This is a genomic window from Arthrobacter sp. 05T423 (genome assembly GCF_056396245.1).
Window position 1 is genome coordinate 53187 of sequence record NZ_JBFTLC010000014.1, and the last position, 12602, is coordinate 65788.

General features: G+C 67.6%; 12 protein-coding genes. 5 read left to right on the forward strand and 7 right to left on the reverse strand.

What is annotated here, in order from left to right; genetic code table 11:
- Positions 1-5: 5 nt before the first annotated feature.
- Genes AC1DFE_RS12320 through AC1DFE_RS12330 form a run of 3 tightly spaced genes read right to left on the reverse strand, consistent with a single transcriptional unit; the run spans position 6 to position 3899 of the window.
- A complete protein-coding gene (locus tag AC1DFE_RS12320; RefSeq protein ID WP_476906159.1) occupies positions 6-1340 on the reverse strand; it encodes a glycosyltransferase 87 family protein in 1335 nt (444 codons plus the stop codon).
- A complete protein-coding gene (locus tag AC1DFE_RS12325; RefSeq protein WP_476906160.1) occupies positions 1337-2500 on the reverse strand; it encodes a cystathionine gamma-synthase in 1164 nt (387 codons plus the stop codon). The genes AC1DFE_RS12320 and AC1DFE_RS12325 overlap by 4 nt, the downstream gene beginning before the upstream one ends.
- 13 nt (positions 2501-2513) lie before the next feature.
- On the reverse strand, positions 2514-3899 hold the full coding sequence (locus tag AC1DFE_RS12330) for a cystathionine beta-synthase (RefSeq protein ID WP_476906161.1): 1386 nt from the start codon (positions 3897-3899) through the stop codon (positions 2514-2516).
- Positions 3900-3991: 92 nt separating this feature from the next.
- Between AC1DFE_RS12330 and AC1DFE_RS12335 the strand changes: the two genes are divergently transcribed.
- Positions 3992-5152, forward strand: a complete 1161-nt coding sequence (locus AC1DFE_RS12335) for an SLC13 family permease (protein WP_476906205.1) — start codon at positions 3992-3994, stop codon at positions 5150-5152.
- 126 nt (positions 5153-5278) lie between these two features.
- The gene (locus AC1DFE_RS12340) at positions 5279-5710 is read left to right on the forward strand and encodes a VOC family protein (protein WP_476906162.1); all 432 of its coding nucleotides are present in this window, start codon (positions 5279-5281) and stop codon (positions 5708-5710) included.
- A 12-nt stretch (positions 5711-5722) separates the two neighbouring features.
- Here the strand turns inward: AC1DFE_RS12340 and AC1DFE_RS12345 are convergent, their stop codons facing one another.
- Positions 5723-6136: a VOC family protein gene (locus AC1DFE_RS12345; RefSeq protein ID WP_476906163.1), complete on the reverse strand. Its 414-nt coding sequence runs from the start codon at positions 6134-6136 to the stop codon at positions 5723-5725.
- A 152-nt stretch (positions 6137-6288) separates the two neighbouring features.
- Between AC1DFE_RS12345 and AC1DFE_RS12350 the strand changes: the two genes are divergently transcribed.
- Entirely contained in the window at positions 6289-7299 is a 1011-nt protein-coding gene (locus AC1DFE_RS12350; protein ID WP_476906164.1) for a DNA-3-methyladenine glycosylase family protein, read from the forward strand.
- A 78-nt stretch (positions 7300-7377) separates the two neighbouring features.
- Here AC1DFE_RS12350 and AC1DFE_RS12355 read toward each other — a convergent pair whose 3' ends face one another.
- On the reverse strand, positions 7378-8295 hold the full coding sequence (locus AC1DFE_RS12355; protein ID WP_476906165.1) for a hypothetical protein: 918 nt from the start codon (positions 8293-8295) through the stop codon (positions 7378-7380).
- A 149-nt stretch (positions 8296-8444) separates the two neighbouring features.
- Positions 8445-10118, reverse strand: coding sequence for an AMP-binding protein (locus tag AC1DFE_RS12360; RefSeq protein WP_476906166.1), 1674 nt, complete (start codon positions 10116-10118; stop codon positions 8445-8447).
- A gap of 105 nt (positions 10119-10223) precedes the next feature.
- Between AC1DFE_RS12360 and AC1DFE_RS12365 the strand changes: the two genes are divergently transcribed.
- Complete coding sequence (locus AC1DFE_RS12365; RefSeq protein WP_476906167.1) at positions 10224-10502, forward strand: putative quinol monooxygenase; 279 nt, start codon at positions 10224-10226, stop codon at positions 10500-10502.
- A 121-nt stretch (positions 10503-10623) separates the two neighbouring features.
- On the opposite strand, the gene trxA is transcribed toward AC1DFE_RS12365, so the two are convergent.
- On the reverse strand, positions 10624-11058 hold the full coding sequence (trxA, locus tag AC1DFE_RS12370) for a thioredoxin (protein ID WP_476906168.1): 435 nt from the start codon (positions 11056-11058) through the stop codon (positions 10624-10626).
- A 450-nt stretch (positions 11059-11508) separates the two neighbouring features.
- Here trxA and AC1DFE_RS12375 point away from each other — a divergent pair, with 450 nt between their 5' ends.
- Positions 11509-12591, forward strand: a complete 1083-nt coding sequence (locus AC1DFE_RS12375; protein ID WP_476906169.1) for a LysM peptidoglycan-binding domain-containing protein — start codon at positions 11509-11511, stop codon at positions 12589-12591.
- Positions 12592-12602: the final 11 nt, after the last annotated feature.

The window sequence follows — 12602 nt, forward strand, 5'->3', positions numbered from 1 at the left end:
CCCGCTTAGCGGCGCGGGGAGATGCCTGTCCTCGAGGGCCGGTACGCCGCAGCCCAGTACACCAGCAGCGCCACGCCGCAGATCACGCCCAGGCTGGAGACCATCAGCGGCCACTGCGTCCGCGGGTTCACCCCCCACAGCTCGGCGCCGGCCGCCATCGCGAGGTCCTTCGGCGCGAGGTAGAAGGCCACGGCCGAGGCCGCCACCACCAGCCAGCCGGCCAGCCGCATCAAGCCGGTCCGAGAGGGAACACGGTGCATCGCGAAGGCCATGGACGGCAGCGCCACCGCGATCCACACCCAGTGATGCGACCAGGAAACGGGGCTCACCATAAGCATGAGCACTGCGGTCGCGGACACCGCCACGAAGTTTTCCTCCACGGCCACCGCCCACCTGATCACCAGCGCAGTGAGCCCGGCCAGGGCCAGCGCCAGCACCAGCCACAGCAGGCTGGTGAGTCCCGAGTCCGGCAGTCCGAAGTGGAGCAGCAGCCCCTTCAGCGACAGGTTGTCCACATAGCCCGGATCGCCGATGCGCCCGGTGTTGGGCAGGATCTTGGTCCAGAACGTCACCGACGCCAGGGGCAGGGCGGCCCAGGCCGCGGCGATGGAGCCGAGGAAGCCAACGGCCATCCAGCCCAGGGCTTTGAAGTCGCGGCGGATTAGGAAGTAGAGACCAAAAGCGAGCGGTGTCAGCTTGATGCCGGCGGCGACGCCGATCAGCAGGCCCGCAGGCCAGCGGATCTCACCCGCCCGGCTTTTTCCGTGCAGCGCGAAGTCGGTCAGGATCAGGCCCATCAGGATGATGTTGATCTGCCCGAACACGAAGGTGTCCCGCCACGGCCCCAGCAGCACGATGGCCCCGGTCCCGGCGAGGGCCACGGTCCGGAACCGCCAGTCCGCCAGGGCGTCCCGCCAGCGGGTCATCCCGAAATAATGCCGGGCGAGCCAGGCGGACACCACGGCGGCCCCGCCCAGCGCCGCCCAAATGAAGAGCTGCCCGCTTTGGGCCAGGCTCATGGTGGCCAGGCCGGCGAACAGCAGCGCGGCAAACGGCGGATAGGTGAACGGCAGGCCGTCCCGGGGCGCGTACAGCTCGTTGATGCCGGCCTCGCCGGTCTGAAGCACCTTGGTGCCGCCGTAGTAGTAGACCTCGAAGTCGTTCATGACCGGGGCATACTCCGCGTACAGCCACATCAGGGCGAGGACGACGGCGGCAGCGCCCCCCGCCGTCGCGAGCCAGCCGAGGACGCGCCGACGCGCTGCAGTCCGGCGGGAGCCCTTACCGCTGCCGGTCTCCTGCCGGGTGGCCTCTTCCTGCGTCTTAGGGGAGGCCGTCACTGGATGAACGTGAAGGCTTGCTCAAGATCCGCGATGAGGTCCTCGACGTCCTCAATGCCGCAGGAGAGCCGGATCAGGTTCACCGGAACGGCCAGCTCGGTACCTTTGACCGAGGCGTGCGTCATCTCGGAGGGGTAGTTCATCAGCGACTCGATGCCGCCCAGCGATTCCGCCAGGGTGAAGACCGACGTCGATTCGGCCACCTTCCGCGCAGCAGCCTCGCCGCCCTTGAACTGCACCGAGATCATGCCGCCGAACTTCTTCATCTGCTTCTTGGCAAGCTCGTGGCCCGGGTGCGAGGGCAGGCCCGGGTACAGGACCGCCTCCACCTCGGGGCGTTCCAGGAGCCATTCGGCCACGGCCTGGGCGTTGTCGCTGTGCCGGTCCATGCGGACACCCAGGGTCTTCAGTCCCCTGGTGGTGAGGAACGCGTCCATCGGGCCGGAGACGGCGCCCACGGCGAACTGCACGAAGCCGATCTTCTCGGCCAGGGCGGCGTCCTTGACCACGATGGCCCCGCCCACCACGTCGGAGTGGCCGCCGATGTACTTGGTGGTGGAGTGGACCACGACGTCGGCACCGAGGTCCAGCGGGGTCTGCAGGTAGGGCGACGCGAAGGTGTTATCGACGATCAGGAGGGCCCCGGCGTCGTGCGCCACCTTGGCGAGCGCCTCAATGTCGGTGATCTTCATCATCGGGTTGGACGGTGTCTCCACCCAGACGAAGCGGGTCTTGTTGGCGGCGACCGCCGCCTCAACCGCGGCGAGGTCAGACATGTCCACGGGGGTGTTGCCGATCCCCCAGTCGCCCAGCACGCGGCTGATCAGCCGGTAGGTGCCGCCGTAGGCGTCGTTGCCGAGCACGATGTGGTCGCCGGGCCGCATCAGGGCACGGATCAAGGAATCCTCGGCCGCGAGACCCGAGCTGAAGGAGTAGGCGTGGGTACCGCGTTCGAGGGCAGCGAGCTGTTCCTGCAGGGCGTCCCGGGTGGGGTTGCCGCCGCGGCCGTACTCGTAGCCGTCCCGCAGCCCGCCGATGCCGTCCTGGGCATATGTCGAGCTGAAGTGCAGGGGCGGAACTACGGCGCCGGTGCGCGGCTCGAAGGCCTGGCCGGCGTGCACGGCGCGGGTGTTGAATCCTTGGTTCTCAGAGACAGACATGGTGCTCCTTCGATCAGTTGCTGAGGTAGGCGAGGAGGTCGTGGCGGGTCAGGATGCCTATGGGCGCGCCGACGAACGTCACCATCACGGTGTCGACGTCGGAGAGCAGTTCGCGGGCGGCGGAGATGGTTTCGAGCGAGCCGATCACCGGCAGTTTCTCCCCCATGTGCTCGGCGATCTTGTCCGTCAGCCTGGCCTCGCCGCGGAACAGCTTGGCGGTGAGGGTCCGTTCGTCGACGGCCCCGAGCACTTCGCCCATCACCACGGGCGGCTCCGCGGAGAGGACCGGGATGTGGCTGACGCCGAACTCATTCATGATGGTGATGACGTCGCGGACGGTTTCGTTCGGGTGGATGTGCACCAGGTCCGGCAGTTCGCCCGTCTTGAACTTGATGACCTCGCCCACGGACGCCTCCTCGCCGCCGGAGAGGAAGCCGTACGAGCGCATCCACTGGTCGTTGAAGATCTTGGCGAGATAGCCGCGGCCGGAGTCTGGCAGGATCACCACCACCACCGCGTCCTCGGGGAGGTCCCGGGCGGTGCGCAGGGCGGCCACCACGGCCATGCCGGAGGAGCCGCCCACCAGCAGGCCCTCCTCGCGGGCAAGCCGCCGGGTCATGGCGAACGAGTCGGCGTCGCTGACGGCGAGGACCTGGTCCGGGACCGACTTGTCGTAGTTGGCGGGCCACATGTCCTCGCCCACGCCCTCCACGAAGTACGGGCGCCCGGTGCCGCCTGAGTAGACAGAGCCTTCGGGGTCGGCCCCGATAATCCTGACCCGGCCGCCGTCGGACTCCGGACGGTCCGCCGACACCTCCTTGAGGTAGCGGCCGGTGCCGGTGATGGTGCCGCCGGTGCCGGCGCCGATGACGCAGTGCGTCACTTTGCCGTCGGTGTCCCGCCAGATCTCGGGGCCGGTGGTCTCGTAGTGGCTCAGCGGCGCGGCGGGGTTGGAAAACTGGTCCGGCTTGTACGCGCCGGGGGTCTCGGTGACCAGGCGGTCTGACACGCCGTAGTAGCTCTGCGGGCTGTCGGGTTCGACGGCGGTGGGCGTCACTACCACTTCGGCGCCGTAGGCCGCCAGGACCGCGCGCTTGTCCTCGCCCACCTTGTCCGGGACCACGAAAATGCACTTGTAGCCCTTTTGCTGGGCCACCAGGGCCAGACCGACGCCGGTGTTCCCGGAGGTGGGTTCGATGATGGTGCCGCCGGGCTTGAGCTTGCCGTCGCGCTCGGCTTCCTCGACCATCTTCGCCGCAATGCGGTCCTTGATGGATCCGCCAGGGTTCACGTATTCCAGCTTCACGAGGACGGTGGCTTTGATGCCCTCCGTGACGTGGTTCAGCTTGATGAGCGGGGTGTTGCCGATGAGGTCCAGGACTGACTGGGCGTACTTCATGGGTACCAACTTACCGTCTTGGGCTCGCTGGCAGTCCCAGGGGCTTTCGGTGCGAAGATTGGGCGGTGGCGCGCCTGCGAATACCGAAGAATATGCGGAGCTACCTGCTGCCGGGCTCCATGCTGCTTGCCGGGGGCGGCTGCCTTGCCGGCGGCCTTCTGCCATGGCCCGCGTTCGGGGAGTTGGCGGGGCGCACGGTCCCTGTCCTCGCCTTCGTGGTGGCAATGACCGTTGTCACGGAACTGGTTGACGATGCGGGGCTGTTCCGTGTGGTGACGGACCGCATTTCGGCGCTGGGCCGGGGCAGCGTCTTCCTGCTGTGGCTCTTTGTCCTTGGCCTGTCCTCCGTGGCCACGGCTTTTCTGTCGCTCGACACCACTGCGGTGCTGGTGACCCCCGTGGTGGTGCTGCTCGCCGTCCACGCGAAGATCCCGCCCCTGCCGTTCGCCTTGAGCACCGTCTGGCTGGCCAACACGGCGTCCCTGTTCCTGCCGGTCTCCAACCTCACGAACCTGTTGGCGCAGTCGAAAATGTCTCTGAGCCCGCTGGGATTCGCCAGGCTGATGTGGGCGCCCGCCGCCGTCGGCGTGGTGGTGCCGGCGCTGCTGCTGTGGCTCGCGTTCCACCGTGACCTTCGTGGCCGGTACGGGCCGCAGCCGGCCCATACGGCAGGGGACCGGATGCTGCTCCGGGCATCGGCCGGCACGCTGCTGGTGCTGTTTCCGGCGCTGGTTTCCGGTGTTCCCGTCGCGGTTCCTGCTGCCCTCGCGGCAGGGTTCCTGGTGGCCATGTTCCTGTGGCGGCGGCCGGCAGCCCTTCGCTGGTCGATGCTGCCATGGCGCCCGCTGATGCTGACCGCCGGGCTGTTCATGGTGGTTGAGACCCTGCACTCGCATGGCCTCACCGAAGCGCTGGCCCCCGCCGCCGGGACGGGCCAGACGTTCCCGGACCTGCTGCGCCTCGCAGCGCTGGGCGCCGGCTCGGCCAACATCGCCAACAACCTCCCCGCCTACCTGGCCCTGGAGCCTGCGACCGGATCGCCGCTGCGGCTGGGCGCACTCCTGATCGGGGTGAACCTCGGTCCGCTCATATCGCCGTGGGCGTCGCTCGCCACGCTCCTGTGGCACGAGCGGCTGCAGACCCTCAACCTGCGCGTGCGCTGGGGCGGCTTCGCGGTGGCCGGCGTGGTGGCCGTTGTCGTGGCGCTTCCCTTGGCGGTCCTGGCGCTCTGGCTGGGGAACGGGATGCCGTGACCGCCCGCCTTGCCGTTGCCGCGGCACTCGCCGAAGTACTAGCCAAGGCCTGCCCGGGCAGGGCAAGCTGGCATCGGCACCCAAGCCCGGGCGCCGAACTTCAGTGCCGTTGAAAGGAACCGTGACTTGGACTGGACCCTCGAAGTGGTTGTGCTGCCCGTAAGTGACATTGGGAAGGCTGTGGAGTTCTACCGGGACAAGGTCGGCTTCAATCTGGACCACGACACGCAGAACGAGCACATGCACGTGGTCCAGCTGACGCCTCCGGGTTCGGGGTGTTCCATCGTGATCGGTGACCTGCCGTCGCACAACGAGATGGCGCCTGGCTCCATGCGGGGCCTGCAGCTCGTGGTTGCGGATGCGCAGGCGGCGCGCGACGAGCTGCTCAGCCGAGGGGTGGAGGCGAGCGAGATCACCGTTTTCGACGAGCGGGACGGCGGCACCTTTTTCGGGTTCAGCGACCCGGACGGCAACACCTGGGCCGTGCAGGAACTGCGGATCCGCGGCCAGAAACCGCTGATCCCGGTGGAGGGCCGCGGCCGTTTCGGGGCGGAGTAGGTCAGCGGGCTCCTAACCTTGGCCGGCACCGGCACCGGCGGCGTCGGCCGGGAGGTTCTCCCAGAGCCCCAGGATGTTGCCCTCGGTGTCCTTGAAGTAGGCGTAGTGCCCCATGCCCGGGATGGTCGCCTTGGGCTTCACCACGGAACCTCCCAGCTGCTCAACTGTCCGCAGCGTCGCATCGATGTCCTCGACGTCCACGGTGATGACCGGCGTGGTCAGCTCCCCTTCCCTGGCCATCATGCCGCCGTTGATGGCACCCGGCCCGGTGGGCCTGCCGGTCTTTTCGTCCATCGGCGTGGTAATCACCACGTTGTAGTCCATTTCCGGCATGGGGTCGATCCGCCAGCCGAGGGCCTGGTTGTAGAAGTTTCTCGCGCGGTCCTGGTCGTCCGCGGGGATTTCGAAATGCACCACTCCACCCATTGCGATCTCCTACAACTCGAAGGAAGGGACGCGGCGGACCCGCGCCACACTGCGGATTGTAGTCCTGCGGCGGGCGCGGTTTAAGGGCCCTCGGAAAGCCCGCCGCCCGCCCCGGCGGCAGGTTTGTCAGTGCGGCGTGGGACGATGATTACATGACCATTGCTGACGCCCCTGCCCGGCTGGCAGCCGCGGCGGACGCGTCCCTCAGGTGGTTTCCGGGCGGCCCGTACAACCTGCAGCGGACCCTGGGCATCCTGATGCGCGGCAACGGCGACCCCTCCTTCTCCTCGCGGCCGGACGGGCTGTGGATGGCGTTCACGACGCCGGATGGCCCCGTCACGCTGCGGCTCACGGAGGCGGATGAACGCGCCGGTGACCTGCCCGGTGACCTGGCAGCAGGCGGCCCGTGCATCGATGCCCAGGCCTGGGGTCCCGGGTCCGGCGCCGCCCTCGCAGGCGTTCCCCGGCTCCTCGGCGCCGATGACGACTGGTCGGCGTTTGACGAGCTTTCCTTCTCGGCAACACTCCCCCGCATGGTCCGTGAGGCCCGACGCCGGAACCCCGACGTCCGTCTCCCGTCCACCGGGCGGATGGTCGATTCGCTCGTGCCCACAATCCTGGAGCAGAAGGTCACCGTCGTCGAGGCGCGGCGGGCTTTCCGGTACCTCATGTACCGCCATGGCACGCCCGCCCCCGGCACCGGTACCGCCGCACCGGCCGGACTGCTGGTCCGGCCCACCGCCGAGGGATGGCTCCGCATTCCTTCCTGGGAGTGGCACAAGGCGGGAGTCGGCCCGCAGCGGTCGGCGACCGTGATGCGCGCCCTGCGCTCCGCCGTCGCGCTTGAACGGCTGGCTTCCCTCCCGGCTGCGGATGCAGCCGCCAAGATGCATACCATCCCTGGAATCGGCGTGTGGACGGCCGCCGAGGTGGTCCAGCGGACGCACGGCTGCCCCGACTCCATCGCGGTGGGTGACTATCATCTGGCCGCGTACGTCGGCGCCGCGCTGACCGGACGGCGGACGGACGACGCCGGCATGCTGGCGCTGCTGGAACCGTGGAGGGGACACCGGCAGCGGGTGGTCCGCATGCTCGGCCTGAGCGGCTTCCGGAAACCCACCTTCGGTCCCCGGATGACCATCCAGGACCACCGCGGACACTGACCCCGCCTAACTGCAACGCGGGGTCACTTCGCGCCCAATGAAGCGCCTCCACCGGGCGATATCTGACCCCGCGTTGCCCTAGGCCGCGCGGCGTTTCGCACCTTTGACCCGGCTGATCACGCCCCGGAATCCCTCATCCATATCGTCGGCGTTCACCTTGAAGTAGGACCACCCTGCACTAGTAAACGCTTCGTCGCGCCGGTTATCGCGGGACTGCTGTTCACGCGAAAGGTGATGCTCGCCGTCGTACTGCAGTGCGATCCGGAAACGCCGGTACCCGAGGTCGGCAGTTGGTGACCAGGGACCTTGGGGGTCCAGGCGCACCTGCAGTTCCGGCTCCGGCATGTGCGCATCCAACATCGCAATCCTAAGGAAAGTTTCAGGGTAGGAATCGGCCCCCACTCTCATTTCGTCCAGCGCCAGCCTTGCCTTCTCCACACCCTTCATGTTGGGGTGCTGCCGGATGAGCAGGCGCAGCCCCTCCTTGTAGGCATACGGCGCCGAGCGGCCTTCGAACTGAGGCCTCGGCATCCGGATCAGCTGGTCCCCCATGGCCACGACGTACTTCAGGGGTAGCGCGGCTGCGAGGTCGAGCCAGGTTCGGGGCGGCACGGAGATGGGAATACCGCCGCACTCCCCGATTTCGCCCGGAATCACACGGACGCGGTGACCGGTCACTCCGGCGCGCCGCACCCGTGGCAGCTCGTGCGGTTTGCTGAGGTGAACGGGCTCCCCCTCCATCCATGGCGGCAGCCCCAGCAGCGTGAGCTCGGCTGCTGTCTGATGCGACACCCAGGCCCCTGGCGTTGCCGCTGCCAGCACCCGGGCCCGTCCGTGCAGGTCGAGGAACCGCCCCTCCGGCAGATAGATGAGACGTCCGCCGTCGGACAGGTCTTTGGCGCGGAGCCGTTTCTCCGTCACCCCGAGCGCCCGCGATTCGTACACGGTAAACGGCAATTGGTGAAGGGTGTCCGGGAGGGGGGTCGGGCGGGCCATGGGAACTATTCTTGCGGTCTGCCGGGTCGTTTGGGAGTTATCCACAGCCCCAATGCCGGAGACAGCGACGCGGGGTCAGATATCGCCCAATCGGGGCCTCCCACCGGGCGATATCTGACCCCGCGTTGCTTTAGAAGCCCGTTCGCGCCTCAGAGGCCCAGCCGGGCGATGGCCTCCTCGCGCATCTCCACCTTGCGGATCTTCCCGGACACGGTCATGGGGAAGCTGTCGCGGACCTCGATGTAGCGGGGCACCTTGTAGTGCGCGAGCTTCCCGCGGCAGAACTCCGCCACCTCCGCCGCATCCAACGGTGCCGCTCCGGCCTTCAGGATGATGCAGGCCATGAGTTCCTCGCCGTAATTGGCATCCGGCACACCGATCACTTGCACGTCCTGTATGGAGGGGTGCATATAGAGGAACTCCTCGATCTCGCGCGGGTAGATGTTCTCGCCGCCGCGGATCACCATGTCCTTCATCCGGCCCTCAATCACCACGTACCCCTCGGGGTCCATTCGCGCCAGGTCGCCGGTGTGCATCCAGCCCTCGGCATCGATGGCCTCGGCCGTCTTCTCAGGCTGGTTCCAGTACCCCTCCATGACGGCGTAGCCGCGGGTACACAGTTCACCGATCTCGCCACGCTCCAGGACTTCCCCGGCCAGGTCCACGATCTTGCTTTCCAGCCGCGGCATGGTCCGCCCCACGGTTTCCGTCCGCTGCTGCAGCGTGTCCCCGTCGCGGGTCATGGTGGACACCGGCGACGTCTCGGTCATGCCGTAGCAGATGGCCACGTCCTTCATGTTCATCTCGGAAATCACGCGGTTCATCACCTCGATGGGGCACAGCGAACCGGCCATCACCCCGGTGCGGAGCGTGGACAGGTCATAGGAGGCGAAGTCGGGCAGCGCGAGTTCGGCGATGAACATGGTGGGAACCCCGTACAGGGAGGTTCCGCCGAAATCCTGTACGGCCTCCAGCGCGGCGGCCGCCGTGAACCCTCGTCCCGGAATGATCGTCGCCGCACCGTGGCTCAGCGCGTTCAGGTTGCCGATCACCATCCCGAAGCAGTGGTAGAACGGCACCGGAATCACCACGCGGTCATGTTCGGTGTAGCCCAGCAGTTCGCCGATGGAGTACCCGTTGTTAAGGATGTTGTGGTGCGTGAGCGTGGCTCCCTTGGGGAAGCCGGTGGTTCCGGAAGTGTACTGCAGGTTGATCGGATCGTGCGGATCGAGTCCGGCCATCCGTGCTTTCAGCTCGGAATGCCCGACGGCGTCCGCCCGCTTCAGCAGCTCAGCGAACGTCAGTTCCTGCTCATCCAAAGGGACGCCGGCGTCGAGTCCTTCCATATCGAGGTCCGGCAGGAAGACGAGCTCGCGGAGGTCCGGGCATCCCGCGAGCGCCTGGCGGGCCATCCCCACGTAGTCGCTGGTCCGGTCCGAGGGCGCCGTGACAAGCATCCGCATGCCGTTTTGCTTCACCACGAACTCCAGCTCGTGACTGCGGTAGGAAGGGTTCACGTTGACGAGGATGGCCCCGATCTTCGCGGTGGCGTACTGCAGGATGGTCCACTCCGCGCAGTTCGGGCTCCAGATGCCGATCCGTTCTCCCTTGGCGACGCCCAGGGCGAGGAGCGCGCGGGCCAGACGGTCGACGTCGTCGTTCAGTTTGGTGTAGCTCCAGCGGCGGGCGTCCGCCCCTGGCACCGCGGCGGCCTCGATCAGCGCGTCATGCAGCGGGAACTGCGCCACCACGCGCTCGAAATTCTGGCCGATGGTTTCCTCGAGCAGGGGGACGTCTGCGTCCCCGGCGGTATAAGCGCGCATGATGGCAACCTATCAACTGGCCCGGCACTAGAGAAGCGGTACGGCCGGCCCGTCCGGTTGTAACAAGGTCCGGGCACGCGGGTTGGGGCCGGTATTGTGAAATCCATGAGTGCACCCATCGACCTGCAGGCCACCTTCATCCCCAACGACGGCGAGTTCTTCCGAGTGAAGCTCGCACTGGAAATCGCCATTGACGAGGTGGTCAGCGAGCCCGGCTGCATCCGGTACGAGCTCACGGAGGCGACGGAGGAGAAGCTGGTCCTCACCGAACGGTGGGAGTCGGAAGAAGCCCTTGATGCACACTCCAAGGGAATTGCCCTGCAGGACCTGAATGAATCCCTCAGCGCCCTCCTGGCCGAACCTGCCCAGGTGGAACGCCTCTAGTCCCCCCAACAACAAAGAACAGAGCGGCGGGCCAGAACAAACAACGCGGGGTCGCTTAGCGCCCAATACCGAAGGGTTATTGGGCGCTAAGTGACCCCGCGTGGCTGTTTAAACCGCGCGCTTAGAAGTCGGGGATCTGTGAGCCGTCCTGGGGGCCGGCAGCCTTGCCGCTGTTTCCCGCCGCCGCGGCAGCCTCGGCCCGGGAACGGGCCACATGGGCGTGGACTTCCTCCATGTCGAGGGCCTTGACGGCGTCGATGACCTGCTCGAGCTGCGGGGCGGGCAGCGCGCCGGGCTGTGAGAAGACCAGCACCTTCTCGCGGAACACCATCAGCGTGGGGATCGAGGAGATGCCCGCCTCCGCTGCCAGCTGCTGCTCGGCTTCGGTGTCCACCTTCGCGAAGACGACGTCCGGGTGCTTCTCCGACGCCGCAGAGTACGTGGGTGCGAACTGGCGGCAGGGGCCACACCATTCAGCCCAGAAGTCCACCAGGACAATGTCGTTGCCCTCGATGGTCGATGCGAACTGTTCACCTGTGATGTCAACGGTAGCCATGGTTCAACCGTACGCGAGCCGTGTCCGTAAGTCCCGCGGCCCGAAGCCTTGTTCGCTTCCCGCGTCACCGGGAATATTCTGCTCCAGCCGTGTGCCGCTCAGGCCCGGCTGCTGGACCCACGCGCCCGGGGCCATCCTCAGTGCACGCGCTGCACTGTCCTATGGCGCTGCACTGTCCTATATGGCGGCGCACTGACCCATATAGGGGAAAACAAGTGCCCGCTCCCGGAAAAACAGGTATTCCCTACTCGTGCAGTGCCTGTGCGGGCTCCCTACACTCGAATCAGGCTGGGGCCGGCGCGCTAGCGAGCAGCGTGCATCACTCATGAATAGCGGTCATGCGCCCCATATGCCGTGCTTCCGCCCCGCGGGCCCGAGCGCCTCCTGTGTCTGCGCGTCACCGTCCGACGCGCATCCGGACACCGCCTGCGCACGAATCAAAGGTCCGCCATGAACCATCAGGAGACGCCAGATCCCCAGATCACCTCTGGCCACGAAAACGATCCGCAGCGCGTGCCGTCGGCGCCTCCGAACTTCAGCAGCCCGAACCGGGCCGGCCGGCACCGTCCGCTGGCCGGAAAGCCGGCCCGGGTGCTGCTCATTTCGGCAGCGGTGTCCGCCGCCCTGCTGGCGGCGTCGGCGGGCGTCAGCGCGCTGGTGGCGTCCGACGGCGGCAGCCCGGCTGCCGCCGTAAGCCAACCGGCCGCCGTCGAACAGTCGCCCGCCCCGACGCCGGCGGTAGCTGTGGCGGCAGCCCCGGCTCCGGCCGCCAGCGCACCGGCCAAGGCGCTGGCGGCAGCACCCGCCACCAGGGCGCAAGCCAAAGCACCCGCGAAGGTGGCCGCCAAGACCGTTGCCAAGCAGCCAGCGAAGGTGACCGTCAAGGCACCAACAGCAGCCAAGGCCCCAGCCAAGGCGCCCGCAGCGAAAACGGCAACCGTCAGCAAGGTTGCACCGGCCCCTGCGCAGCCCACCACGTACAGGGTGGCCGCCGGCGACACAGTGAGCTCCATTGCGGCGCGCTTCAACGTCAGCACCGGCGGCGTGCTGAGTGCCAACGGTCTTGGACCCAGCTCCGTCATCGTTCCCGGCCAGACCCTCAGGCTCAGCGGACCCGCGGTGCCCGTGGCCGTACAGGCTCCGGCGGCAGTCCCGGCGCCCGCGCCGGCTCCCGCCCCGGCTGCAGTTCCTGCTCCGGCTCCGGCTGTCCGGACCATCTACGTGGCTGGCGCCGGCGGCCAGGCGATGGTGGACAGCTGCATTGGCCCCATCCATTTCACGCCCACCGACGGCTACTCGCTCTTCATCACCGAGCACGACTTCTGCGGCGGCTGGGCCCGGTTCTCGGGCATCAGTGTCGGTGAACGGGTGGACATTCCGGGCTACGGCTCCTACACGGTCTCGGCCCGCAGCCAGGTTCCGAACCCCGGCACCACGAACGATGTGGCGGCGGTGTTCGGCGGGTTCCCCCGGGCAGTCCTGCAGACCTGCATTCCGGGCACCACCCAGATGCTGGTCATTGCGCTGAACTGACCGGGCCGCCC